At 64.0% G+C, this 23,491-nt stretch carries 22 protein-coding genes and 2 tRNA genes; 14 read left to right on the forward strand and 10 right to left on the reverse strand.

The features are described 5' to 3' along the window. The first annotated feature begins 48 nt into the window (after positions 1–48). Both BKG76_RS19055 and BKG76_RS19060 read left to right on the forward strand, forming a co-directional pair. Positions 49–120 (forward strand) — tRNA-Gln (locus BKG76_RS19055). 95 nt (positions 121–215) lie between these two features. Then, positions 216–291 (forward strand) — tRNA-Glu (locus BKG76_RS19060). A 16-nt stretch (positions 292–307) separates the two neighbouring features. Here the strand turns inward: BKG76_RS19060 and BKG76_RS19065 are convergent. From BKG76_RS19065 to BKG76_RS19075, 3 genes are read right to left on the reverse strand one after another with little or no spacing between them, the layout of a single operon-like run. Beyond that, positions 308–610, reverse strand: a complete 303-nt coding sequence (locus BKG76_RS19065; RefSeq protein ID WP_070938984.1) for a hypothetical protein — start codon at positions 608–610, stop codon at positions 308–310. A gap of 8 nt (positions 611–618) precedes the next feature. Next, complete coding sequence (locus BKG76_RS19070) at positions 619–1,116, reverse strand: pyridoxamine 5'-phosphate oxidase family protein (RefSeq protein WP_070938985.1); 498 nt, start codon at positions 1,114–1,116, stop codon at positions 619–621. 9 nt (positions 1,117–1,125) lie between these two features. After that, positions 1,126–1,827, reverse strand: coding sequence for an IclR family transcriptional regulator (locus tag BKG76_RS19075; protein ID WP_070938986.1), 702 nt, complete (start codon positions 1,825–1,827; stop codon positions 1,126–1,128). 52 nt (positions 1,828–1,879) lie between these two features. On the opposite strand from BKG76_RS19075, the gene leuC reads away from it, so the two are divergent. From leuC to BKG76_RS19090, 3 genes are all read left to right on the forward strand, one after another. Then, the gene (leuC, locus tag BKG76_RS19080; protein WP_070939367.1) at positions 1,880–3,322 is read left to right on the forward strand and encodes a 3-isopropylmalate dehydratase large subunit; all 1,443 of its coding nucleotides are present in this window, start codon (positions 1,880–1,882) and stop codon (positions 3,320–3,322) included. A gap of 20 nt (positions 3,323–3,342) precedes the next feature. Further along, the gene (gene leuD / locus BKG76_RS19085) at positions 3,343–3,942 is read left to right on the forward strand and encodes a 3-isopropylmalate dehydratase small subunit (protein ID WP_070938987.1); all 600 of its coding nucleotides are present in this window, start codon (positions 3,343–3,345) and stop codon (positions 3,940–3,942) included. A gap of 172 nt (positions 3,943–4,114) precedes the next feature. Further along, positions 4,115–4,744 carry an HU family DNA-binding protein gene (locus BKG76_RS19090; protein WP_070938988.1) on the forward strand — a complete coding sequence of 210 codons (630 nt, stop codon included), beginning with the start codon at positions 4,115–4,117 and terminating at the stop codon, positions 4,742–4,744. Positions 4,745–4,802: 58 nt separating this feature from the next. On the opposite strand, the gene mutT1 is transcribed toward BKG76_RS19090, so the two are convergent. From mutT1 to cofC, 3 genes are read right to left on the reverse strand one after another with little or no spacing between them, the layout of a single operon-like run. Further along, positions 4,803–5,750, reverse strand: a complete 948-nt coding sequence (gene mutT1, locus BKG76_RS19095; RefSeq protein WP_070938989.1) for an 8-oxo-(d)GTP phosphatase MutT1 — start codon at positions 5,748–5,750, stop codon at positions 4,803–4,805. 44 nt (positions 5,751–5,794) lie between these two features. Beyond that, entirely contained in the window at positions 5,795–7,927 is a 2,133-nt protein-coding gene (locus BKG76_RS19100) for an RNA degradosome polyphosphate kinase (protein WP_070938990.1), read from the reverse strand. A 17-nt stretch (positions 7,928–7,944) separates the two neighbouring features. Then, positions 7,945–8,568: a 2-phospho-L-lactate guanylyltransferase gene (gene cofC, locus BKG76_RS19105; protein ID WP_070939368.1), complete on the reverse strand. Its 624-nt coding sequence runs from the start codon at positions 8,566–8,568 to the stop codon at positions 7,945–7,947. A gap of 28 nt (positions 8,569–8,596) precedes the next feature. On the opposite strand from cofC, the gene BKG76_RS19110 reads away from it, so the two are divergent. Genes BKG76_RS19110 through BKG76_RS19120 form a run of 3 tightly spaced genes read left to right on the forward strand, consistent with a single transcriptional unit; the run spans position 8,597 to position 11,895 of the window. Then, on the forward strand, positions 8,597–9,628 hold the full coding sequence (locus BKG76_RS19110) for an NAD(P)H-dependent glycerol-3-phosphate dehydrogenase (RefSeq protein WP_109420806.1): 1,032 nt from the start codon (positions 8,597–8,599) through the stop codon (positions 9,626–9,628). Between the two features lie 4 nt (positions 9,629–9,632). After that, a complete protein-coding gene (locus BKG76_RS19115) occupies positions 9,633–10,745 on the forward strand; it encodes a cystathionine gamma-lyase (RefSeq protein ID WP_070938992.1) in 1,113 nt (370 codons plus the stop codon). Positions 10,746–10,749: 4 nt separating this feature from the next. Further along, the gene (locus BKG76_RS19120) at positions 10,750–11,895 is read left to right on the forward strand and encodes a D-alanine--D-alanine ligase family protein (protein WP_070938993.1); all 1,146 of its coding nucleotides are present in this window, start codon (positions 10,750–10,752) and stop codon (positions 11,893–11,895) included. 87 nt (positions 11,896–11,982) lie between these two features. Here BKG76_RS19120 and BKG76_RS19125 read toward each other — a convergent pair whose 3' ends face one another. Beyond that, positions 11,983–12,525: a DUF3515 domain-containing protein gene (locus tag BKG76_RS19125; RefSeq protein WP_070938994.1), complete on the reverse strand. Its 543-nt coding sequence runs from the start codon at positions 12,523–12,525 to the stop codon at positions 11,983–11,985. Between the two features lie 17 nt (positions 12,526–12,542). On the opposite strand from BKG76_RS19125, the gene BKG76_RS19130 reads away from it, so the two are divergent. From BKG76_RS19130 to BKG76_RS19140, 3 genes are all read left to right on the forward strand, one after another. After that, a complete protein-coding gene (locus BKG76_RS19130; RefSeq protein WP_070938995.1) occupies positions 12,543–13,484 on the forward strand; it encodes a thiamine-phosphate kinase in 942 nt (313 codons plus the stop codon). A gap of 76 nt (positions 13,485–13,560) precedes the next feature. After that, positions 13,561–14,241, forward strand: coding sequence for a uracil-DNA glycosylase (locus BKG76_RS19135; protein ID WP_070938996.1), 681 nt, complete (start codon positions 13,561–13,563; stop codon positions 14,239–14,241). Beyond that, positions 14,241–15,491: a lipase family protein gene (locus BKG76_RS19140; RefSeq protein WP_070938997.1), complete on the forward strand. Its 1,251-nt coding sequence runs from the start codon at positions 14,241–14,243 to the stop codon at positions 15,489–15,491. The genes BKG76_RS19135 and BKG76_RS19140 overlap by 1 nt, the downstream gene beginning before the upstream one ends. 65 nt (positions 15,492–15,556) lie before the next feature. On the opposite strand, the gene BKG76_RS19145 is transcribed toward BKG76_RS19140, so the two are convergent. Further along, entirely contained in the window at positions 15,557–16,333 is a 777-nt protein-coding gene (locus tag BKG76_RS19145) for an enoyl-CoA hydratase/isomerase family protein (protein ID WP_070938998.1), read from the reverse strand. Positions 16,334–16,348: 15 nt separating this feature from the next. After that, entirely contained in the window at positions 16,349–16,546 is a 198-nt protein-coding gene (gene rpmB / locus BKG76_RS19150; protein WP_005056915.1) for a 50S ribosomal protein L28, read from the reverse strand. 225 nt (positions 16,547–16,771) lie between these two features. Here rpmB and BKG76_RS19155 point away from each other — a divergent pair, with 225 nt between their 5' ends. The 3 genes from BKG76_RS19155 to BKG76_RS19165 are packed head-to-tail and all read left to right on the forward strand — an operon-like array spanning position 16,772 to position 21,387. Next, the gene (locus BKG76_RS19155) at positions 16,772–18,430 is read left to right on the forward strand and encodes a DAK2 domain-containing protein (RefSeq protein WP_070938999.1); all 1,659 of its coding nucleotides are present in this window, start codon (positions 16,772–16,774) and stop codon (positions 18,428–18,430) included. A 9-nt stretch (positions 18,431–18,439) separates the two neighbouring features. Continuing rightward, complete coding sequence (recG, locus tag BKG76_RS19160; RefSeq protein WP_070939000.1) at positions 18,440–20,680, forward strand: ATP-dependent DNA helicase RecG; 2,241 nt, start codon at positions 18,440–18,442, stop codon at positions 20,678–20,680. Further along, positions 20,677–21,387: an HNH endonuclease family protein gene (locus BKG76_RS19165; protein ID WP_070939001.1), complete on the forward strand. Its 711-nt coding sequence runs from the start codon at positions 20,677–20,679 to the stop codon at positions 21,385–21,387. Before recG ends, BKG76_RS19165 begins: the two co-directional genes overlap by 4 nt. A 77-nt stretch (positions 21,388–21,464) precedes the next feature. Here the strand turns inward: BKG76_RS19165 and BKG76_RS19170 are convergent, their stop codons facing one another. Beyond that, positions 21,465–23,450 carry an AMP-dependent synthetase/ligase gene (locus BKG76_RS19170; protein WP_236737584.1) on the reverse strand — a complete coding sequence of 662 codons (1,986 nt, stop codon included), beginning with the start codon at positions 23,448–23,450 and terminating at the stop codon, positions 21,465–21,467. Between the last annotated feature and the right edge of the window lie 41 nt (positions 23,451–23,491).

A 23,491-nucleotide genomic window follows, 5' to 3' on the forward strand; every position in this document is an offset into this window, starting at 1 on the left:
CTCCAAAGTCCGCTGTCAGCGCGCTGACCTGCGGTTCTGCGAAGCCATTGGGGTATGGTGTAATTGGCAACACAGCGGTTTCTGGTACCGCCATTCTAGGTTCGAGTCCTGGTACCCCAGCGCAAATCATTTGCACGACAAGTGATTTGGTGGATGTGCCCCGGTGGGCTAGACTGTCAAGTCTGCGCGCCACGCGCATTGCACGGAATGTTCTAGCCCCCGTCGTCTAGCGGCCTAGGACGCCGCCCTCTCACGGCGGTAGCGTGGGTTCGAATCCCATCGGGGGTACCAGCTCTTCATGCGGAACCTATAGCCAGCTCTTGGCTCGATAATCACCCAATGCGCGTAGCGCCTCCTCGGTCAATTCGGGATGGCGCTCACGCAGGGTCCAGATCACGAATTTGCGCGCTTGAGTCGTGCCGGCCTTCTCGACGTCCACGTCGATGTCGAGGGTCTCGGCGCACAGCTCGCGGACCCGATCGTCATGTTGTCCGGCCTCCGCACCGGAGCCCAGGTGGTGGACCAGCGCGTCGCTCAATGGCCGTTTGATCTTCTTATGCCGCAGACCCTCGCGGAAGGAGTCGAACGCGTCGCGCGCAAGCTGGCCCACAGTCGCACCTACTGCTGCGGGGCGGTGGAGCCGCCGAGCGGCATCGCGGGCAGACCGAGCTTGCGGTGATCCCAGGACCGGATGCGGGCGGGGCGGACCCGGACCGCGATGCGCTTGTTGAGCATCGTCTCGACGATGGGCTTCATCTCTTCTGTGTACGGCGCGGTGTAGCGCTCGAAGACGCTGATGCCCACCTGGAACAGCACGTCCGGATCCTCGACGATCTCGGCCTGGCCCTCAATGGAGACCCCGCGCAGGGTGTCGTAGGTGAGTCCGTCCTCGATAAGGCAGGTGATGGTGGGATTGCGCTTGAGATTGACCACCTTCTGCGACTTGGCCTTGGTTTCGAACCACACCTCGCCGTCGAGCACCGCGTACCACATGGCGACCAAATGCGGCTGCCCGTCGGCGCCGATGGTGGCCATGGTCGTGGTGCGTGAGTTGTTGATGAACTCGGTGATCTCTTCGTCGGACATGACGATCTGCGAGCGCTGATTGCTTCCCATATTCGGAGCTTAAAGCCGGGCCGTTATCGCCTCGGAGGCGGCAACGAGATCGGCGGCCCAGCGTGCCCCCGGCCGCCGGCCCATCCGATCGATCGGACCGGAAACCGATATCGCGGCAATGACATTGCCGTGTCGATCGCGAACGGGCGCCGATACGCTGGCGACTCCGGCCTCGCGCTCGGCCGCGCTCTGGGCCCAACCCCGCTTGCGCACATCGGCAAGCGCGCGTTCGGTGAACGTCGCGCCGGGGAGCACCGCCGCCTGCGTGGCCGGATCACTGTGGGCAAGTAACACTTTGGCGCCCGACCCGGCGGACATGGGTAGCCGCGAGCCGACCGGGACGGTATCGCGAAGCCCCGCTGGTGGTTCGAGTGCCGCCACGCATATCCGTACGGTGCCTTCTCGCCGGTACAGCTGCACGCTCTCGCCGGTGATTTCGCGCAGCTTGGGCAGCACTTGGGCGCTGGCGCTCAGCAGCGGATCGTTGACATGGGCCGCGAGTTCGGTCAGTCCGGCGCCGAGCTGCCACTGTCCGTCGCCGTCGCGGGACAGGAGTCGGTGCACTTCCAACCCCGCCGCGAGTCGGTGGGCGGTGGCGCGGGGCAGTCCCGTGCGATCGCACAATTCGGCGAGCCCGCAGGGCGAGTCGCCTATGGCGGTCAGGACCTGCACCGCTTTGTCGAGGACGCCGATGCCGCTATGCTGTCTCACAGGACGATACTAACGTTCCAAATATTGAGACGCAATCAGCACGGAGCCAATGATGACTAGTGTCCAACAGCCCAGGACCCTGGCAGAGAAGGTCTGGGACTCCCACGTAGTGGTACGCGGAACCGGTGAGGGCGAGGCGCGTGAGCCCGACCTCATCTATATCGACCTGCACTTGGTCCACGAGGTGACCAGTCCGCAGGCGTTCGACGGTCTGCGTCTTGCCGGACGCCCGGTGCGCCGTCCGGATCTGACGATCGCGACCGAGGATCACAATGTGCCGACGATCGATATCGACAAGCCGATCGCCGATCCGGTGTCCCGCACTCAAGTCGAGACCCTCCGGAAGAACTGTAAAGAATTCGGTATCCGCCTGCACCCAATGGGAGACGCGGAACAGGGCATCGTGCACGTGGTCGGACCGCAGCTGGGTTTGACCCAGCCGGGTACCACTGTCGTATGCGGTGACAGCCACACCTCCACGCACGGAGCCTTCGGAGCACTGGCGATGGGCATCGGGACCTCCGAGGTCGAGCACGTGCTGGCCACGCAGACCTTGCCGCTGAGGCCATTTCGGACCATGGCCATCAACATCGATGGCCCCCTCCCGGTCGGTGTCACCAGCAAGGATGTCATTTTGGCGGTCATCGCAAAGATCGGCACCGGTGGCGGTCAGGGATACGTCCTGGAGTACCGAGGGCAGGCCGTCGAGGAGATGTCGATGGAGGCCCGAATGACCATGTGCAATATGTCTATTGAGGCGGGCGCGCGAGCGGGGATGGTCGCTCCCGACGAGACGACATATGCCTATCTGAAGGACCGCTCGCACGCGCCCAAGGGTGAGCTGTGGGATGCCGCTGTGGCCGAATGGGACTCGCTGCGCACGGACGAGGGCGCTCAGTTCGACGCGGAAGTGCACATCGATGCCAGTACTTTGACGCCCTTCGTCACCTGGGGCACCAATCCGGGTCAGGGAGTGCCCCTGAGTGCCGAGGTGCCCGATCCGGAGCAGATGGCTGACGAAGAGGAGCGGTCGGCGGCCGAGAAGGCGCTGACCTATATGGATCTCACGCCGGGTACCCCGATGCGTGAGATCCCGGTGGACACCGTGTTCGTCGGGTCCTGCACCAACGGGCGGATCGAGGATCTGCGGGCGGTGGCGGACGTGCTACGAGAGCGGAAGGTCGCCGATGGGGTCACCATGCTCATCGTTCCCGGCTCGATGCGGGTGCGCGCGCAGGCCGAATCCGAGGGGCTGGGTGAGATTTTCACCGCCGCGGGCGCTCAATGGCGCCAGGCGGGCTGCTCGATGTGTCTGGGCATGAATCCTGATCAGCTCTCACCAGGGCAACGGTGCGCCTCGACATCGAACCGAAACTTCGAAGGGCGCCAGGGTAAGGGCGGCCGGACTCACTTGGTGTCACCGGCCGTCGCCGCGGCCACGGCGGTGCGGGGAAAGCTCTCATCGCCAGCTGATTTGGCAAAATCCGCGCTCTAGGCCAGCAGGGAGAGGAAATAGTGGAGGCATTCGACACTCACACCGGAATTGGTGTGCCGCTGCGTCGTTCCAACGTCGATACCGATCAGATCATCCCGGCGGTGTACCTCAAGCGTGTCACCCGAACGGGTTTCGAGGACGGACTCTTCGCCGGCTGGCGTACCGATCCCTCGTTCATTCTCAATCTGGAACCGTTCAACCGAGGCAGTGTGCTGGTCGCTGGGCCTGATTTCGGCACCGGATCATCCCGTGAGCACGCCGTGTGGGCGTTGATGGACTACGGATTTCGAGTAGTACTGTCGTCCCGTTTCGGAGACATCTTCCGGGGCAACGCCGGTAAGGCCGGTCTGGTTGCGGGACTGGTGGATCAGTCCAACATCGAGCTGCTGTGGAAACTGATCGAGCAGAATCCAGGTTTGGAACTCACTGTGAATCTTGAGGATCGGACAGTGACCGCCGGAACGGTGGTGGTGCCGTTTGAGATTGACGACTACACCCGGTGGCGGCTGCTCGAAGGATTGGACGATATAGGCCTTACGCTGCGAAAAGTCGATGAAATTGCGGCTTTTGAGGCCTCGCGACCGGAGTTCAAACCCCGCACTTTGGAGCCTTCTGAGTAGCTGATTGGGCGCCCTTGGGGGGCAAGGGCATTGCTTTTGGTCGGCATATGGCCCGATAAAAAGCTCAGAGAATTTTGCCGAAATTACGCGTGGCACTTGGAAATCACGTGCAGTTGGGTTTACCGTGTTCGAAGTCGGTTCAAAGTGGACCACTGGCTTCGGAGGGTTTTACATGAACAAAGCAGAGCTCATCGACGTTCTGACACAGAAGTTGGGCTCGGATCGCCGGCAAGCCACCGCTGCGGTGGAGCACGTCGTCGACACCATCGTTCGCACCGTGCACAAGGGTGAGAGCGTGACAATCACCGGTTTTGGCGTTTTCGAGCAGCGCCGCCGCGCCGCTCGTGTCGCCCGCAACCCGCGTACCGGTGAGACTGTCAAGGTGAAGCCGACGTCGGTACCGACGTTCCGTCCCGGTGCACAGTTCAAGGCAGTTGTCTCTGGCTCGCAGAAGCTTCCGGCCGACGGTCCCGCTGTGAAGCGTGGTTCCACCGCCGCCCCGGCCAAGCGTGCCGCCGCCAAGAAGGCCGCCCCGGCCAAGAAGGCTCCGGCCAAGAAGGCCGCGCCTGCCAAGAAGGCTGCTCCGGTCAAGAAGGCAGTTGTCAAGAAGGCTGCTGCTCCGGTCAAGAAGGCAGTCGTCAAGAAGGCTGCTCCCGCGAAGAAGGCTCCGGTCAAGAAGGCCGTGACCAAGGCTCCCGCCAAGAAGGTTGTGGCGAAGGCTCCCGCCAAGAAGGTTGTGGCCAAGGCTCCCGCCAAGAAGGCCCCGGCCAAGAAGGCTCCGGCCAAGAAGGGCCGCAAGTAGTTTCACAAGACAACATCGGGTCCCACCGTGCAGGTGGGGCCCGATGTTGCTTTGTGGGCTAGTGCTGCTGCCAGCCGACGGCGGGCAGGGGGCTGTCCAGATGATCTGCGGCCAGCAGCTTCTGGCCGCAGATCGACAGCACCCACATGCTGCCCTTGCGGTTACGCGACTTATCGGGGCGGACACCGTCGCGCTGCGCCCACCACTCGATGAGGTCCGGGATGACCTGACCTTGTGTGCATAGCACCCGCACGCCGTCCAATCCCGCGATTTCGAGAATTCTGCGATGCGCCCGCTTGCGGTCTGCCCAATAGGCCTCTTCACTGAGCGCCGGCTCGCTGAATATCACCGTGTTCAGCTCCTCGGCAAGCGGTTCCACGGTCTGGCGGCAGCGCAGTCGATCGGCGGCATGAATCGCACTGGCCCCGAATGCAAGTAATTGGCCGGTAAGCGCCTCGGATTGGGCGCGGCCCTTTTTATCCAGTGGCCGCAGGGTGTCGTCCCCCGAATAGCGTTCCTTTCGCCCCGCCTTTGCGTGGCGCACGATAATCAATGTCCGGGTGTCAATTTCATGCTTTGCGAAGTTTCGCAGTACTTTCCGGTCTACCGCATAGCTGACCGTTTTGATCGCAGTTGCCACGGGAAGCCACTTGATCTCGTCGACTTCGTGATTGGCCTCGAACTTGCCGTCTATGGCCTGCGCCGCCCAGTATCTGACGCGCTTGGTTCCCTGGCTCACCGGATAACTCACCGACGGCAGTCGACGGCCGAGACGAGCGGTAAATCCGGTCTCCTCGGCGATCTCCCGGACCGCCGCGATCGCCGCCGTCTCACCGGGGTCGAGTTTCCCTTTGGGTAGTGACCAATCGTCGTATCGTGGTCGGTGCACCAGGGCCACTTCGATGGCGCCGGCAGCGTCCTCCTGGCCAGGGCTGTCCTGGTACCGCCAGAGGGCGGCTCCGGCGGCAAGGACCGCCGCACCGGTCCGCGTGGTCGGATCGGGCACGAAAGCTCCTTCAGGGGAGAGTTGTTCAGCCGGGAGAACCTGGTTTATGTCACGTTTTGCGAGCGGTGCCGTTTCATCATTTCGACCTGATGGTCGCGCACTTCCTCGCCGTCCGCAGGCGAGGCCAACCACTGGCCATCGGGCTGCAGCTCCCAGCAGCGGGTCCGGGAGTCCAACGCGGAGGTGAACATATCGTCGAGCTGTGCGGTGAGCTTCGGGTCGGTGACGCGTGCGAGGACCTCGACCCGTCTGTCCAGATTACGATGCATCATGTCGGCGCTGCCGATCCAGAATTCGTTGATGGCGTTGAAGTGAATGATGCGCGAATGTTCAAGGAACCGGCCGAGAATGGATCGTACGGTGATGCTGTCGGAGTACTCGGGAACCCCGGGTCGCAGTGCGCAGATCCCACGCACCACCACCTCGATGGGGACTCCGGCCTGGGAGGCTCGGTAGAGCGCATCGATCACCTGCTCGTCGACCAACGCATTCATCTTCAGCCGAATTCGGGCGTCCTGGCCGGCTCGGTGCGCAGCGATCTCGCGGTCGATGCGGTCGACGATTCCGGCGCGTATCCCGTGCGGCGCCACTAACAGGTTGCGGTAGGAGACCTTTCGTGAGTACCCGGTCAGGGAGTTGAACAGGTCGGTGAGGTCCGCACCGATTTCTGGTGCGCTGGTCAGCAAGCCGACATCTTCGTAGAGCCGGGCGGTCTTCGGGTTGTAGTTCCCGGTGCCGATGTGGCAGTACCGGCGGATGGCAGATCCCTCGCGGCGCACCACCAGGGCGGTCTTGCAATGTGTCTTGAGACCGATCAAGCCGTAGACCACGTGCACGCCGGCATCTTCCAGTGCGCGTGCCCACTTGATATTGGCCTGTTCGTCGAAGCGGGCCTTGATCTCCACCAGGGCGACCACCTGTTTACCGGCCTCGGCGGCATCGATGAGCGAGTTCACGATGGGGGAGTCGCCGGAGGTCCGGTACAGCGTCTGTTTGATGGCCAGTACCTGTGGATCGGCGGCGGCCTGCTCGATGAACCGTTGCACACTGGTGGAGAACGAGTCGTAAGGGTGATGGACGAGTACGTCGCCGTCCCGGAGCGTCGAGAAGATGCTCTTCGGGGTCTCGCCCTGCCCGAACGCCGGATGGGTCGCCGGCACGAATGTCGGATCCTTGAGTGCGGGGCGATCCACCCCGTAGACCTGCCACAGGCACGACAGGTCCAGCAGCCCCGGAACCTGCACCACATCACCAGGATCCACATCCAGCTCGCGTAGCAGCAGTTCCAACATGTGCTCGGTCATGTCATCGGCGACCTCGAGGCGTACCGGCGACCCGAACCGTCGTCGGGCCAATTCTCGTTCGAGCGCCTGGAGAAGGTCCTCGTCCCGATCTTCCTCGACCTCGAAATCGGCGTTCCGGGTGATGCGAAACGCGTGGTGCTCGATGATGACCAGGCCGGGGAACAGCGCCGAGAGGTGCGCGGAGATGAGCTCTTCCATCGGCAGGAAGCGCGCGGTCTGGGTGGTCCCGGTTCCGTCGGGGCTACGCAGCCGGACAAAACGATCCACGTTGTCGGGCACCTTGATTCGGGCGAAATGCTGACCGCCCGTCTCGGGGACCTGAACGGTGATCGCCAGATTCAGACTCAGACCGGATATATAGGGGAACGGATGCGCGGGGTCGACGGCCAGCGGGGTCAGCACCGGGAAGACCTGGTCGGTGAAGTACGAGGAGAGATAGCTCCGCTCGTCTTCGGACAGGTCGGCCCAGGTGACGACGAAGATGCCGTTCTCGGCCAGCTCGGGGCGTACCGAGTCACTGAAAACCCGCGCGTGCTGGATCGAGATCTCCTGCGTGCGCTCGCCGATCAGCTTCAACTGCTCGCGCGGCGACAGGCCATCGGCTGAACGCACCGACAGCCCCGTCTCGTCGCGACGTTTCAGGCCGGCGACGCGCACCATGTAGAACTCGTCAAGGTTGGACGCGAAGATCGCCAGGAATTTGGCGCGTTCCAGGATCGGCAGCGATTCATCTGCGGCAAGTGCGAGTACGCGCGAGTTGAAATCCAGCCACGAGAGTTCCCGATTGAGGTACCGGTCTTCGGGCAGCTCCTCACCGGAGGTGATCGTGGTTGCGGCCGGGGGGACACTCGGTGTGGTCACCCTTGTGATCATAGAGTTATCGGACCGGCTCAGAGTGGTAGTGCGGCGCCCAGCTCGCGCGCCACGGCCAGATCTTCCGGGGTGTCCACGTCGCAGCGCAATCCCGGCCAGTCTCCGGTGAGCTCCACGGCCCCCGAATCCCGGTGGCGCCGTGCTGAATCGATTCCGAACAGCGGGTTCAGGTCGCCGTCGGTGCTGAAAAGTGCCGCGGTGCCGGTGCCGTGCCGATCGGCGACGAAACTGCGTGGGTATCCGCGTGCAGAGGCCAGCGCCGAGGCGAATTCTTCGTTCGTCACCACCGGAAGGTCGGCTTGCAACACAACAAGATTCGGTGACGATGCACGTAGCTGTACCGCTGCGCTGCGCAACGCGTTGTTCAGCGGATCTAGGTGGCCCTCGGGGGTGTCATCGAAGATGAACCGTGCTCCGGCTCTGCCGGCAGCCGCCTTGGCGGCAGGATCGGGGCTGACCACCGCGACGGTGCCGGCGGCGCTGAACGCCACCGAGATGGCGTGCCTCAGCATGCCCAGCACCAACCGCTCTCGCTCGGGTCCGGTCAGGGATTGGGCCAGCCGGCTCTTCGCGGACGCCAGGTTCTTGACCGCGATGATCACGCCGAAGTCCGCGTCAGCCTGTCTGCCCACGTACTCCATGGTGCCAGCCCCCGCTAGGGTGTCTGCCATGGCCACGGATGAGCCGCTTGCGGGAAGACGATCAGTCAAAGCTGCGGTGATGGGTGCTGGTTCCTGGGGGACCGCGTTAGGCAAGGTGCTTGCCGATGCGGGCCACGATGTCCGTTTATGGGCACGCCGATCCGAATTGGCTGATGAGATCAATGCGACGCACCGGAACTCCGTGTACCTCAGTGATGTGGATCTGCCGTCCTCGATAGTGGCCACCGGGGTGGCCGAACAGGCTCTGCAGGGTGCCGAGCTGGTGCTGTTGGCGGTGCCGTCGCAGTCGCTGCGCGCGAATCTGACCCCGTGGGCCGACCTCATCGAGCCTGGGTCTTCGGTGGTGAGCCTGGCCAAGGGCATCGAGGTGGGCACGCTCATGCGGATGAGCCAGGTCGTGACGCAGGTGCTGGGTACCGACCCCAGTCGGGTCGCGGTGCTGACCGGTCCGAATCTGGCCAGTGAGATCGCCGCGGGCCAGCCCGCCGCCACCGTGATCGGGTGCACCGATTCGACGAGGGCCGTCGCCCTGCAGCGCGCGTTCTCCACGCGATACTTCCGTCCCTACACCAATTCCGATGTCGTGGGCTGTGAGGTGGGCGGCGCGTGCAAGAACGTGATCGCCCTCAGCTGTGGCATGGCCGCCGGAGTTGGCTTGGGGGAGAACACGATAGCCACCATCATCACCCGGGGATTGGCCGAGATCACCCGGCTGGGACTGGCGCTGGGAGCCAGCCACACCACCTTGGCGGGGCTGGCAGGTGTCGGAGATCTGGTGGCCACGTGCACGTCGGCACATTCTAGAAACCGGACTTTCGGTATGCGGCTAGGCAACGGTGAGACGTTGCAGGAGGCGCGCAACGCGGCCGGCGGTAGGGTCGCGGAAGGAGTTACCTCGTGTGAGTCCATCTTGGCGCTGGCATCGAGCTATGACGTCGAGATGCCCCTCACCGAGGCTGTTCATGGCGTCTGTCATCGCGGACTGAGCGTCACCGATGCCGTCGCCCAACTGTTGGGGCGCAGTACCAAACCGGAGTAAGAACATGCCAGAGCCAGGGATATCTACCCGGGCCGTAGTGGCCGCCACCGCCGAACCCGTTGCCGGACAACCCTTCCTTGCGGGGCCGGTATTCGCCTCTGCCTATCATCTGCCGGTTCCCGAGGATGACTCCTTGGACACCTACGGGCGCGCATCGAATCCCTCGTGGAGACAATGGGAATCGGGTCTGGCGGCACTGGAGCACGCCGATGCCGCGCTGGTGTTCGGCTCCGGAATGGGCGCGATCGCCTCGACATTGCGGGCATTGGTCCGTCCCGGGCAGACCCTGGTGGTCCCGGAGGACGGCTACTACCAAACCCGGCGATACGCCACGGAAAACCTTGCTGCGTTGGGGATCAACGTAATCGCGGCACGTTCGGATCAGATGGTGGCCGCGGCCGCACAGGCCGATGTGGTGGTGGCGGAGACCCCCTCGAACCCTCGGCTCGATGTCGTCGACTTGGCACTGTTGGCCCGCCAGACCCATGCGCGCGGCGGTGTGCTGGTGGTCGACAACACCACGGCCACCCCGATGGGTCAGCGGCCGCTCGAGTTGGGTGCCGATCTGGTGGTCGCCAGCGCGACGAAGGCACTCTCCGGGCACAGCGACCTCATCGCCGGATATGTCGCGGGATCGCGTGAGGATTTGGTGTCGGCCGTCGCACAGGAGCGATCCCGGGCCGGCGCCATCCTGGGTCCGTTCGAAGCCTGGCTGGGTGCGCGCAGCCTCGCCACTGCCGGGTTGCGATTCGAGCGCCAATGCCAGAACGCGCTCGCGCTCGCGACGATGCTGCGTGAACATCCCGTGGTGGCCTCGGTGCGGTACCCGGGTCTCGCGAGCGACCCATCACATCCTGTGGCATCCGCGCAGATGAGCAGGTTCGGTTCGCTGGTCTCGATTGAACTGGCCAGCGCCGAGGCGGTGCACACGCTGATCCAACGCAGCGAGCTGCTGGCTTCGTCGACGAGTTTCGGCGGTGTACACACCTCGGTCGATCGCCGGGCGCGCTGGGGAGACGCGGTTCCGGAGGGGTTCGCGCGGATCTCCCTGGGCATCGAGGACACCGACGATCTGCTGGCCGACATTGAGTCTGCGCTCACAGCCGGTACGGTCTGACACTGTGAATTCCTCGGGGAGCCGCGCGCGCGAAGACCAACAGCGGATCAAGGTCGCGCTCGTCTTTGGCGGTCGCAGCAGTGAGCACGCGATTTCGTGCGTGTCCGCCGGCAGCATCCTGCGCAATCTGGACCAGCTCGCCTACGAGGTGGTCGCGGTGGGGGTTACTCCCGAGGGCGGCTGGGTGCTGACCGATGGCGACCCGTCACAGTTGGCGATCAGCGATCGCAGGCTGCCGCAGGTCACCGATGCATCCGGTACCGAGTTGGTGCTCGCCACCGATCCGCGTCGTGCGGGTCAGCTGGTCAACGTCGATTCGAGTGCCGCCGGCCAGGTGCTGGCCTCGGTGGATGTGGTGTTCCCGGTCCTGCATGGTCCCTACGGCGAGGACGGCACCATTCAGGGACTGTTGGAGCTGGCCGGAGTGCCCTATGTGGGCGCGGGCGTGCTCGCGAGTGCGGCCGGTATGGACAAAGAGTTCACCAAGAAACTGCTGGCCGCCGAGGGACTTCCCATCGGCAAGTACATCGTGATCCGCCCGCGTGACACCACCTTGACCCTGGATCAGCGGGAGGACCTGGGGCTGCCGGTGTTCGTCAAGCCCGCTCGGGCGGGCTCGTCGTTCGGTGTTTCTCGGGTGAGCACCTGGGAGGAGCTGCCCGCCGCGATTGCACACGCGCGTCAGTTCGATCCGAAGGTGATCGTCGAGGCCGCCATCGTCGGTAGAGAACTGGAGTGCGGGGTGCTGGAGTTCCCCGACGGCGACATCCGGGCCAGCGTGCTCGGTGAGATTCGGGTCGAAGGCGTGGATCAGGGTGAGACGGCTGCGGGCGCCTTTTACGACTTTGAGACCAAGTACCTGGACGACACCGCCGAATTGGATGTGCCGGCCAAGGTCGACGACGACGTGAGCGATCAGATCCGTGAGCTGGCGGTGGCGGCGTTCCGCGCGATTGACTGCCAGGGGTTGGCCCGGGTGGACTTCTTCCTCACCGAGGACGGCCCGTTGATCAACGAGATCAACACCATGCCCGGATTCACCACCATTTCTATGTATCCCCGGATGTGGGCGGCCACCGGTGTGGACTATCCGACACTGCTGGATGCGATGGTGCGCACCGCGCTGGCGCGCGGCACCGGCTTGCGTTAACTCACCCCGTGAGCATGCTCAAAAGTGCGTGGAATGGTCCGATTGCCGGATATTCGGGCATGTTCGCGGTGGGGTGCCACGCCTGATTCAGCGAGGCAGGGGATTCGGGTCGGGTTTGACGGCGGGTAGCGCTTTGGCGATGGCGTCGGACATCTCGACCACGGGCTCCGAACCCGAACCATCGGGCATGGTCAGCGCGATATAGACGCCGCGGTCCACGGCGAACCAGGTCGTGGTTGCGATCGCGGCATCGGTGACCCGAAACCACTGCACGGAGTTGACCTGCTCTACAGAGGTGCCGACGGCGAACTCGGCAGGCCGGTCGACGCCGCAGCGTGCGACCAGGGAATCTTTGCCCCGGCGCCATGCGGCCGTGGCCGGCGGCTTGGGTTCGAGGATCTGCGCCCGCTTCCAATCTCCCGCCATGTTGCCGGGATACGCCTTGGTCATGTCGATACACAGCGGTGAATTGGCTTGTGGTGCTGGGATGTTGGTGACCGCCAGGGGCTTTTTGTCGTCCTGGAACTGTGCGAACTTCAGCACACCGAAGAGCACGGCCAAGGCGGCGACGGCACCGAACACCGCGATGCCGATGAGGAGCTTGCGTGGTGGGCCGTCTTCGGATTGCACGGGCCTACACTAACCGAGTGCCAAATCTGGGCGATACCGGCGAGTTCGGCGTGATCAGCCGTCTCACCGCGGGTCGTGATCTCAGTGCCGACGTGTTACTCGGTCCGGGGGACGACGCCGCGGTGGTTGCCGCGCCCGACGGTCGAGTGGTGGTTTCCACAGATATGTTGGTGCAGGACAGGCATTTTCGGTTCGAATGGTCGTCCCCTTCGGATATCGGCCGAAAAGCGGTGGCGCAGAACGCCGCGGATATCGAGGCGATGGGCGGGCGGGTCACAGCCTTCGTGGTCGCGGTGGGTGCACCCGCCCAGACGGATATCGAGTTCCTTGACCAGCTCAATGAGGGAGTCTGGGCCGAGGCGACCCGGGTGGGGGCATCGATCGCGGGTGGAGATTTGGTGAGCTCGCGTGAACTGGTGGTCTCGGTGACGGTGCTCGGCGACCTTCAGGGGCGCACACCGGTGACGCGTAGCGGAGCCACGGTAGGGGATACCGTCGCGGTCTGCGGCGTGCTGGGCACCTCAGCGGCCGGACTCCGGTTGTGGCAGGACGGGATTGACGAATTCTCTGAGCTGCGACGGGTGCATCTGGTGCCTGAGCCGCCGTACGGACAGGGGCCGGCCGCCGCGCTGGCCGGAGCGACGGCGATGACGGACGTCTCCGACGGTCTGTTGGCAGATCTGGCACATATCGCGGAGTTGAGCGCGGTCCACATCGACCTGAGCACACCGAGCATGGAGCCGTACTTGGCGCCGTTGGCCGGTGCCGCGGCGCTGCTCGGCGCCGATCCCTGGGAGTGGATCTTGACCGGCGGAGAGGACCACGCCCTTGTCGCGACGTTTCCGGGGGCCGTCCCGGCGGGCTGGGTTGCCATCGGCCGGGTGACGGTGGGGGATGTGGGAGTGACGGTCGACGGTGCCGCGTGGACTCGAGCAACCGGGTGGGACTCGTTCGCTTGAGGTCTTCGCGCATGCGGCTCATCCGGACCAGAGGTCTTCGCGCATGCGGCTCATCCGTGAGCTAAGTTGACTCTTCGTGACCGCCCGACCTCTCGCCGAGCTGATTGATCCGGGCTGGGCCGACGCGCTGCGCCCCGTAGCCGATCAGGTGACCAAGATGGGAGAGTTCCTCCGCGAGGAGAATTCCTCCGGCCGCGGATATCTACCCACCGGGGCAAACGTGCTGCGCGCCTTCACCTATCCGTTGGCAGACGTTCGGGTGCTCATCGTCGGGCAAGATCCCTATCCGACGCCCGGGCACGCCATGGGGCTGAGTTTCTCGGTGGCGGCCGATGTGCGGCCGGTGCCGCGCAGCCTGGCCAACATCTTTGACGAGTACCAGAGCGATCTTGGTCTGTCCAAGCCCGCCAACGGCGACCTCACGCCGTGGTCGCAGCAGGGGGTGATGCTGTTGAACAGGGTGCTGACGGTGCAACCAAGCAGCCCGGCCTCACACCGCGGTAAGGGCTGGGAGACGGTGACCGAATGTGCCATCCGGGCGCTCGTCGAGCGGGGCACACCGTTGGTCGCCATTCTGTGGGGACGCGATGCGGCCACACTCAAGCCGATGTTGGGGGCGGGGGTGCCCACGATCGAATCGGTACATCCGTCGCCATTGTCGGCCTCACGCGGATTCTTCGGCTCCAAGCCCTTCAGCCGGTCCAACGAACTGCTCGTCGGGTTGGGTGCCCAGCCGATCGATTGGCGGTTGCCGTAATGCGTTGGTCGACAGGAGCATTGGCGGCCCTGGGCGGTGCGACGGCCGCCCTGGCGACGGGCGGTACCGCGCTGCGCAGCCCGGCCGTGGTGGATCGGCTCAACGACTGGGCCGCGCGCCGGCTCTCAGCCGAACAACTCGCCGACCCCTACTCGGCCATCCTTCCGACGCCGATCACGGGCGACGACTTCTACAGTGATCCAGGCGATCTGAGTCTGCTGCAGCCGGGGGAGGTCATCCGTACCGACCAGGTGTCGCCGCGCCTTCCGCTACGCAGGGCGACCATGCAGCGGATCATGGTGCGCTCCACCGATACCGCCGGCAATGCCGTGCCCGTGACCGCGGCGCTGATCGAGCCGGAGCGTCCGTGGCATGGGCCGGGTTCGCGTCCGGTGGTGGTGCGCAACCAGGCGATCAACTCTCTGGGACTGAAGTTCACGCCGTCCTATCGCTTGACGCACCTGTGGTACCGGGACAACCCGCCGATGTTCCCGTTTCTGTCGGCACAGAACTATGCAGTGCTGTTCCCGGATCACGAAGGCCCGCGAATGTCGTATGCGGCCGGGAAGATGGCGGGACACGCGGTACTGGACTCGGTGCGTGGAATGCTTTCCGAAAGACCAGATCTCGCGGACTCGCCGATCGTCATGCATGGATACAGCGGTGGAGCAATCGCCACCGCGTGGGCGGCGCAGTTGCAGCCGACGTACGCACCGGAGTTACGCATCGCAGCCGCAGCCGCCGGAGGAACGCCTACCGATTACGCCCTGCTGTACGGCAGCATGAACCGAGGTTTGGGGGCGGGGCTTTTCGCTGCCGCCACCATCGGTCAGGCCCGCGAGTTCCCGGAATTGGTACAGATTTTCGGCGACTTCGCGCTCTACTGCGCAATCCTGGCCAGGGACATGCCGCAGCCTCCACTGGCCGCGGCGGGTCTACTGCGGTTCGATCTCGACCTGCTCTCGGCGATAACGAAGCCGTTCGAATCGGAGCTGGGGCAACACGTTATCGCCGCCAACCGGCCGGGTGCCCTCACCCCGACCATGCCGGTGCTGCTGTATCACGGCTCACGCAGCAAGGCGATCGGCGATTTGTTCATTCCCGAAGAGGGAGCCTTGGCGTTGCGCGATACGTGGCGTGCCAATGGCGCTGAGGTCGACTATTGGGCGCTGCCCGGTGAGCATGTCACCGCGGATATGGTCGCGATCCCGTGGGTTGTGAACTGGATTCGCAAGAAGCTGCGGGGATGAGCGCTTGCGCGAAGACCGTCGAACGGGGATGAGCGCTTGCGCGAAGACCGTCGCGGTCAGCTAGATCAGGGCCAGACGGGCTTGCGCTTGCCGACGAAGGCATCGACGCCCTCGATACCCGTCGGGCTGACCGACGCCTCGGCGATGCTGGCCTGCTCCAGGTCCAGTTGTGCGTCGAGGGTGTTGTTGGCGCTCAGACGCAGCAGCCGTCGGATACGGTTCTGCGCCTCGCGGGGACCGGCCGCCAGCTTCTCGGCGGTGGCCACAGCGGTTGCCTGGACTTCGTCGTCGGCGACCACGCGGCTCAGCAGCCCGATGGACAGTGCCTCAGAAGCCTCGACAACCCGGTCTGTGAGCAGAATGTCGGCGGCGCGGGCCTTGCCGACAACTCGGGGCAGTGCCCAGGACATGCCACCGTCAGAGGAGTACCCGATTCCCGGGTAGGCGGCGCGCAGCTTGGTTGATTCGCCACCGATCGCGATATCGGCGAGTAGCACCAGGCTCAACCCGCCTCCGGCTGCCCATCCGTGCACCGAGGCCACCACGGGGCGATCGGCGGCATCCACCGCGCGGACGAAGTCATGCAGTCGACCGGCGAGGTCGTCGAGCTTGGCTGCCCGATCTTCGGCAGACGCGAAGTCGCGCACATTGCCGCCCGCGCAGAAGTTCGCTCCACTGCTGTTCAGCAGGATCGCACCGACCTCGGTCGGCAGATCGCGCAGCAGTGGTACTGCCGCATCTACACCGGCGAAGTCCAGTGACGTACCAGCGGCCGCAGTAGCGACGGTGATGTGCAGAACGCCGTTGTGAACGGCGACGTAATCAGCAGACTGCGAAGACACAGTGGTTCACGCCGCTTACGCGCCGCGGACTACCTTGCCGGCCTTGATGCAGGAGGTGCAGGCGTTGACGCGCTGCTTGTTGCCACCGGGGGAGGTGACGGCGTGAACCGTCTGGATGTTCGGGTTCCAGCGACGGTTGGTACGCCGATGCGAGTGCGAAACCGACTTGCCGAAGCCGGGTCCCTTGCCGCACACGTCGCAGACGGCAGCCATAGTGAAACTCCTCAAACTCGCGATTCCGGCCAACGACCTGTTCAGTCAGGGTGGCCCACAACCCTGCAAGGATAGCTTGACCGGCCCGTGAACACCAAAATGGGTGTAGAGGAGCCGCTGAGGCGAAGATGATGTGGGTAAAGATGAGGCCTCCGGCGGAGGGCGGATCCCCAGCTTCGTCGAGACCATTCAACTCTGTCAGCTCCGGTAGATAGGCTTTCCCACATGCGGCTCTCGGTATTGGATAGCGCCGCGCTGCTCGATTGGGCGCGCGCCTCTGTCGAGGGACTGATCTCTCGCAGCGACGAGATCAACCGATTGAATGTGTTCCCGGTCGCCGATGCCGATACCGGCACGAACATGCTGTTCACCATGCGCTCGGCGGTCAACGCTGCCGAGGCGCTGGGCGAGGGCGCCACGGTTGCGCAGGTCGCCGCGGCGCTGGCCCGAGGCGCAGTTCATGGCGCCCGCGGCAACTCCGGGGTCATCCTGTCGCAGATCGTGCGCGGCATCGCCGACGCCGCCGATGATCAGGACTTCATCGGGGCCGAGGTGGTGCGCCGCGCGCTGCGTCAGGCGACGCAGTTCGTCATCGCCTCGATGAGCACGCCCGTCGAGGGCACCATCGTGTCGGTGCTCGCCGCCGCCGCCGAGGCGGCTGACCGGGTCGCCGATGGCGCCCAGGCGGACGATCTGCCCGTGCTCGTCACCATCGCCGCCGATGCCGCGGTGTCCGCGCTGGAGAAGACGCCCAAGCAGCTCGATGTGCTTGCCGACAACGGTGTGGTCGATGCCGGGGCGCGAGGTCTGGTCGTCATCCTTGACGCCCTGGTATCCGTGGTGGCGGGGGAGTTACCGACCCGCCGCGAGTACAGCCCGTCACCCCCGAAGAGCGCACCCTCACAGGTGTGGGTGTCCGGACCGGCGCGCGGTTCGGGCGGCCTGAACCTGGATCCGCCGCGTGAGCTGCCACCCGAGTTCGAAGTCATGTACTTGCTGTGCGGCTGTGACGAGCTGCAGATCGCCGATCTGCGCACGCAGCTGGACGCGATGGGGGATTCGATTGCCATCGCCGGTGACGGCTCGATGGGGTACTCCGTACATGCGCACGTCAATGACGCCGGGGCGGCCATCGAGGCCGGGATGAAATTCGGCGTTCCGCAGTCGATCCAGATCTCCTCATTGCGCGGTGATGTGGGCGGGGGACATCACGATGGGCGGCATCGGCACCGCCGGGTGCTGGCGTTGGCGGAGGGCGACGGCGCAGCCACGCTCTTCTCCAGCGAGGGTGCCCAGGTGTTGCGTGTCGATGAACCGCCGGCGAGTGCGAAACGTCTGCTGGATGCGGTAGTTGACAGTGGGGCACACCAGATCATGGTGTTGCCCAACGGTTTGATGGCAGCCGAGGAATTGGTGGCGGTCTGTGCGGCGGCGCGCGGCTGGGGAATCACGGTGATCCCGCTACCGTCGGCGTCCATGGCGCAGGGGCTGGCGGCGTTGGCGGTGCACGACCCGGAACGGATGGCGGTCGACGACAGTTACACCATGGCGCGCGCCGCGGGTGCCACCCGATTCGGGTTGGTGCGGGTCGCTACCGAGCGGGCTCTCACCTGGTCCGGCACCTGTGAGCCGGGTGACGCGATGGGCATCATCGGCGACGAGGTGCTGGTGCTCAACCATGACGTCGCCAATGCCACAAAGGCTTTGGTGAGCATCATGCTGTCCTCCGGCGGTGAGCTGGTGACGGTGCTGCTGTCGGACAAGGTGGATGAGTCCCTTGCCGAGTCATTGATCGAGCACACCCGATCGCACCACGGCGGCGTCGAGGTGATGATCTATCGCACCGGGCAGCACACCGATATTGTCCACATCGGTGTTGAGTGACGGGGCACAGTGGTAAATCTTTCCGACCGCCTGGATCATGTGTTGGGCCACAAGGCCTCCGACGTCCTCGATGCCGAATTCGGTCTGCTGACGGTCGAAGACCTTCTTCACCATTACCCACGCCGATACAGCACTGACTTCAGCCTGCGTGACGAGCAGGACGGGGAACGCGCCAAGCCTGGGGAGCACACCACGCTGGTGGGTTTCATCACCTCGGCGGAACTGAAGAGCATGCGTAATCGCAAGGGCCAGTTCCTCTCCGTCATGTTGGGCAGCGCGCCACATGCCGTGCAGGCCACGTTCTTCCACCCGCACAAGGTGAAACGCGACCTGGAGGTGGGCAATCGGGTGATGCTTTCGGGTGCGGTCGGGGAGTTCCGGGGTAAACCCCAGTTGACCCACCCCGACTATCTGGTGCTCGAAACGGCGCTGGGGGAGAGCACCGAAACGCGCGGCAGCACCGCGCTACGCGGTATCGCCGGTGGGGCACACGACGCATCCGCCGCCATTTCGGCCTTCCAGCGCAATGTGTTTCCTATCTACCCCGCAACCAAGAACCTGGAAAGCTGGGATATCTACCGCTGTATCGACCAGGTACTCGCTCAGCTGGACCCGGTGCCTGAGGCGCTGCCGCAAGCCGTGCTGGAAGAGCACAACCTGATGTCCCTCGACGAGGCGTTGCGCAAGATCCACACGTCGGAGGATGCGTCCGAACAAAAGCGGGCACGCAGGCGTCTGGCATTCGATGAGGCGCTGGGTCTGCAACTGGCGTTGGCCATGCGGCGCGGGAGCGATATCGCCTCCGCCGGTCCGCCAATGCCGATCAGCGACGCGGGGCTGCGCGCGGATCTGCTCGGTCAGCTGCCCTTCGAGCTCACCGAGGGGCAGCATCAGGTTGTTGCCGAAATCGGTGACGACCTTTCCGGGGTCAAGCCGATGAACCGGCTACTGCAGGGTGAGGTGGGCTCGGGTAAGACGATCGTGGCGCTACTGGCGATGATGCAGGCGATCGACGCCGGATATCAGTGTGCTCTGCTGGCTCCCACCGAGGTTCTCGCGGTTCAGCATGCCCGATCGTTGCGAGCGATGCTCGGATCTTTAGCCACCGCAGGCGAATTGGGTGCTCCCGACGATGCGACCAGCATCGCGCTGCTTACCGGTTCGATGTCGCCGGCGGTCAAGAAACAGATCAAGGCTGATGTGGCGACCGGACTGGCGGGCATCGTCATCGGCACCCACGCGTTGCTGCAGGACTCGGTGGACTTCCACAAGTTGGGCCTGGTGGTCGTGGACGAGCAGCACCGTTTCGGTGTCGAGCAGCGAGATAGGTTGCGGGCCAAGGCTCCGGAAGGCATCCTGCCGCACCTGTTGGTGATGACGGCCACTCCGATCCCGCGTACGGTCGCACTCACGGTGTTCGGCGACCTGGAGACCTCGACGCTGCGGGAACTGCCCCGGGGGCGCCAACCCATCACCACGACGGCGGTGTTCACGCGCGAAAAACCGGGGTGGCTTGCCCGGGGCTGGGAGCGGATCGCCGAAGAGGTGGCCGCGGGCAGGCAGGCCTATGTGGTGGCCTCCCGGATCGACGCCGACGATAAAGACTCGGGACCGGAGGAGGCGGAGGAAAAGCGTCCGCCCCCGGTTCCCGTCACCGAGTTGTACGAGACCATTCGTGGCTCATTGCTGCCGGGGCTGCGGATCGGACTACTGCACGGACGGCTGCCATCGGAGCAGAAGGATGCCGTGATGACGGCGTTCAACGCGGGTGAGATCGATGTTCTGGTGTGCACCACGGTGATTGAGGTCGGTGTGGACGTTCCGAACGCCACCGTGATGTTGATCATGGATGCCGATCGGTTCGGCATCAGCCAGCTGCACCAGTTACGCGGTCGCGTGGGTCGTGGCGGCAACAAGGGCCTGTGCCTGCTGGTAAGTCCCTGCAGCCCGGCTGGTTCGGCGGGTCGCCGACTGCGGGCGGTGCAGGACACACTGGATGGGTTCACCCTGGCCGAGTTGGACCTGCAGGAGCGCCGCGAGGGCGATGTGCTGGGACGTGACCAGTCCGGCCGCGCGGTCAATTTGCGGCTGCTGTCACTTATCGATCACCGCGACATGATCGAGACCGCTCGGGACATGGCAGCGCGGGCCTGTGCCGACGATCCCACGCTGACGAAGCAACCGGCGCTGGCCGCGATGGCGCGCCGTTTCCTGGTCACCGATCAGATCGAGTACCTGGACAAGTCGTGAACAGTCGCACCCTTCTCATCGTCGCCATCGCCGCGGCGATCGCGATGGTGGTGGCATATCAGGTATCGACTCGTTACCGGCTACAACGTGCCAATGCCATTGCCGGACAGTCAAACATGCCGACTCTCGCCCCTGGCCAGGATCCGTTGACAGGTGTGGCCGTAGTGCCCAAACGGGTGCGGAGCAAGGATTACCAACGCAGCGAGTTCGGTGATGCCTGGTCCGATGACACCGACGCGCCGGGCGGGCACAACGGCTGCGACACCCGCAACGACATCCTGAATCGCGACCTGGGTGACAAGAGTTTTGTGTACACGCGCAGATGCCCTCAAGCGGTACGTACAGGCACCCTGCTCGATCCGTACACGGGAGTGCACGTGGCTTTTACGCGTGGGCCGAAAAGCGGTGAAGCCGTGCAGATCGACCACATCGTGCCGTTGGCCTATGCATGGGATATGGGTGCACGAGACTGGCAACCGTCGATGCGTTGGCGCTTTGCCAACGATCCCGCCAACCTTATCGCGGTACAAGGGCAGGCCAACAAGGACAAGGGCGATCAGGCGCCCGCGAGCTGGATGCCGCCGAACAAGGCGTTTTGGTGTCAGTACTCCATGCAGTTCGCGGAAGTGGTTCGCGGATATCACCTTTCGATAGACGAACGGTCGGCCAACACGATCCGTGAGGCGGCGCAGAGCTGCCCGCGGTGAGTGCTTACGTGCGCTGACAAGAGAACTGCTGTGTCGTCGAGGGCTGTGGCTGCTGCGATACCACCCGTGTTGTGCCGTTAGCGATACAGGTCTTCGATTTCTGTCGCGTATTTAGCGGCGATCTGCGTACGCTTGAGTTTCATGGTGGGTGTCAGCTCGTCGCCGCCGGGCCTCCAGGTGTCTGGCAGAATCGCGTACTTCTTGACCTGTTCGGCGCGTGACAATCTGGCGTTGGCCTTTGCTACGTTGGCTGCGACTTCAGCGGCGACCAAAGGATGATTGCGCAATTCGGCTAGCGATGAGATCCCGAGATCGTTTTGTGCGGCAAATGTTTTCAGCTCTGCTTCATCGAGGGTCACCAATGCTGTGATGTAGGGGCGCTGTTCACCGATGACCACCACGGCGCCGGCGAGCCGACATGCGACGGTCATCGTGTTCTCGATGCGGGTAGGTGACATATTCTTGCCTGAGGAGTTGATGATCAGCTCCTTCTTGCGATCGACGATCTTGACGAATCCGTCTTGGTCGATTGTTGCGATGTCGCCGGTATGAAACCAGCCATCGGAATCGATTACTTCTGAGGTTTTTTCGGGATCATTGCGGTAGCCGCGCATGATTTGCTTGCCGCGTACGAGTAGCTCGCCGTCCTCGGCGAGTCGGATCTCAGCGCTTGTGAGTGCTTGTCCGACGGTACCGATCCGCATGTTCCCGGGTTTGTTGATGGTGACTATGGCACTCGTCTCGGTCAATCCGTACGCCTCACAGACCGGGATGCCTAGGCCGAGAATGAAGGTGTGAACTTCGGGCGGGATCGGTGCGGCGCCGGATGCCCCGAGCTGTACGGCGTCTAGACCGAGTGTTGCGCGCACCTTTGACAGCACGAGCCTATCGGCGAGGGCGTGTCGTACGCGTGACCACGGTGTCGAGGGCTGTTGGTCGGATTGACGGCGGGCGCTATCCTGGCCGACTCGTAGTGCCCAAGCGGTAAGTCGTCGTCTGAGGGGGTTGGGGTCCGCCGCTACCTGGGACTCCAATCTCGACTTTATCTTGACCCAGATCCTAGGGACACCCATAAAGATTGTCGGTCGAATCTCTTTGAGCGCGTTGATGATCTCGCTGATATCGGCCAGGGTTGTAACCTGCACCCCCAGAAGCAGACTTGCGTAGTGGCCAACCCATCTGTTCGCAGCATGCGCGTCTGGTAGGTAGGAGACCACTCGATCGTGCGGACCGATCGGTGCGAGTTCTTTGAGGGCTTCGGCGTTGGTCATAAAGTTTTCATGGGTCAGCTCAGCGCCCTTGGGTAATCCTGTGGTGCCTGAGGTGTAGACGATGGTCAGGATGTCGGATGCCTCTACTGCCCGCCATGTCGCGTCGAAGTCGAAGGTGCTCTCCCGCATGTCTTCTACAGAAGAGAGACCGATCGTTCCGTCAACGCCGTCTTCGACGCAGATGATGCGTTCGACGTTCCCTCCCTGCCGCATTGCTGCGCGTACCTGATCAACGAACTGCGTTTCGCAGATCACTATGCGGTTGCGCGCGTTGTCGAACAGGTGGGCAAGTACTTCCGGTGGGTTGGTGTTGTACATCGAGAAGGGAGTGGCCCCGGTATGAAGCACCGCGGTGTCGCACAGATGGAACTCAGGCCGATTCGTGAGCATCAACGCGACAGTGTCACCGGCCTTTACGCCAAGTGCGGCGAGGCCGGCGGCAATGTCATGAACGCGTTCACCATACTCACGCCAGGTGATGCTGACTGAGCCGCGCGGGGTTCGTATCGCGACGCGATTCGGGTAGGTGCTGACGTTGTATTGGAATGCTTCACACAGCGTGCGATGTGTCGTGCGCGTGGTTGCCTCCGGGAGCCCGGCGGCTGCACGCGTAGGTGAGGCGGCCCTGTCAACATGACCGCGGTTTCGGGGGAGGCCCACATGCGACGGCCCGTGGGCGTCACGGCTCGTCCATCCCTTCGCCATCGGAAAGAAGATTGCAATCAAGGATGCAACCTTTTTCCCCTGATGCAGGCGCTGTGTTTCGTTCTCTAGCAACTGTTTGCGTGCCATGTGTCGGGTGCGCATCGAAAATCTCCTAGACGGGATAGTCA

It is taken from the genome of Mycobacteroides franklinii, assembly GCF_001853795.1.
GTDB classification, from domain to species: domain Bacteria; phylum Actinomycetota; class Actinomycetes; order Mycobacteriales; family Mycobacteriaceae; genus Mycobacterium; species Mycobacterium franklinii.

Excerpts from the sequence above, each read along its gene's own strand:
- leuC (WP_070939367.1), top strand. The coding sequence starts at position 1,880 with ATGACTAGTGTCCAACAGCCCAGGACCCTGGCAGAGAAGGTCTGGGAC.
- BKG76_RS19100 (WP_070938990.1), bottom strand. The coding sequence starts at position 7,927 with ATGATCACAAGGGTGACCACACCGAGTGTCCCCCCGGCCGCAACCACG.
- cofC (WP_070939368.1), bottom strand. The coding sequence starts at position 8,568 with ATGGAGTACGTGGGCAGACAGGCTGACGCGGACTTCGGCGTGATCATC.
- BKG76_RS19090 (WP_070938988.1), top strand. The coding sequence starts at position 4,115 with ATGAACAAAGCAGAGCTCATCGACGTTCTGACACAGAAGTTGGGCTCG.
- BKG76_RS19155 (WP_070938999.1), top strand. The coding sequence starts at position 16,772 with ATGCGGCTCTCGGTATTGGATAGCGCCGCGCTGCTCGATTGGGCGCGC.
- BKG76_RS19110 (WP_109420806.1), top strand. The coding sequence starts at position 8,597 with ATGGCCACGGATGAGCCGCTTGCGGGAAGACGATCAGTCAAAGCTGCG.
- BKG76_RS19170 (WP_236737584.1), bottom strand. The coding sequence starts at position 23,450 with ATGGCACGCAAACAGTTGCTAGAGAACGAAACACAGCGCCTGCATCAG.
- BKG76_RS19115 (WP_070938992.1), top strand. The coding sequence starts at position 9,633 with ATGCCAGAGCCAGGGATATCTACCCGGGCCGTAGTGGCCGCCACCGCC.
- BKG76_RS19140 (WP_070938997.1), top strand. The coding sequence starts at position 14,241 with ATGCGTTGGTCGACAGGAGCATTGGCGGCCCTGGGCGGTGCGACGGCC.
- BKG76_RS19070 (WP_070938985.1), bottom strand. The coding sequence starts at position 1,116 with ATGGGAAGCAATCAGCGCTCGCAGATCGTCATGTCCGACGAAGAGATC.
- rpmB (WP_005056915.1), bottom strand. The coding sequence starts at position 16,546 with ATGGCTGCCGTCTGCGACGTGTGCGGCAAGGGACCCGGCTTCGGCAAG.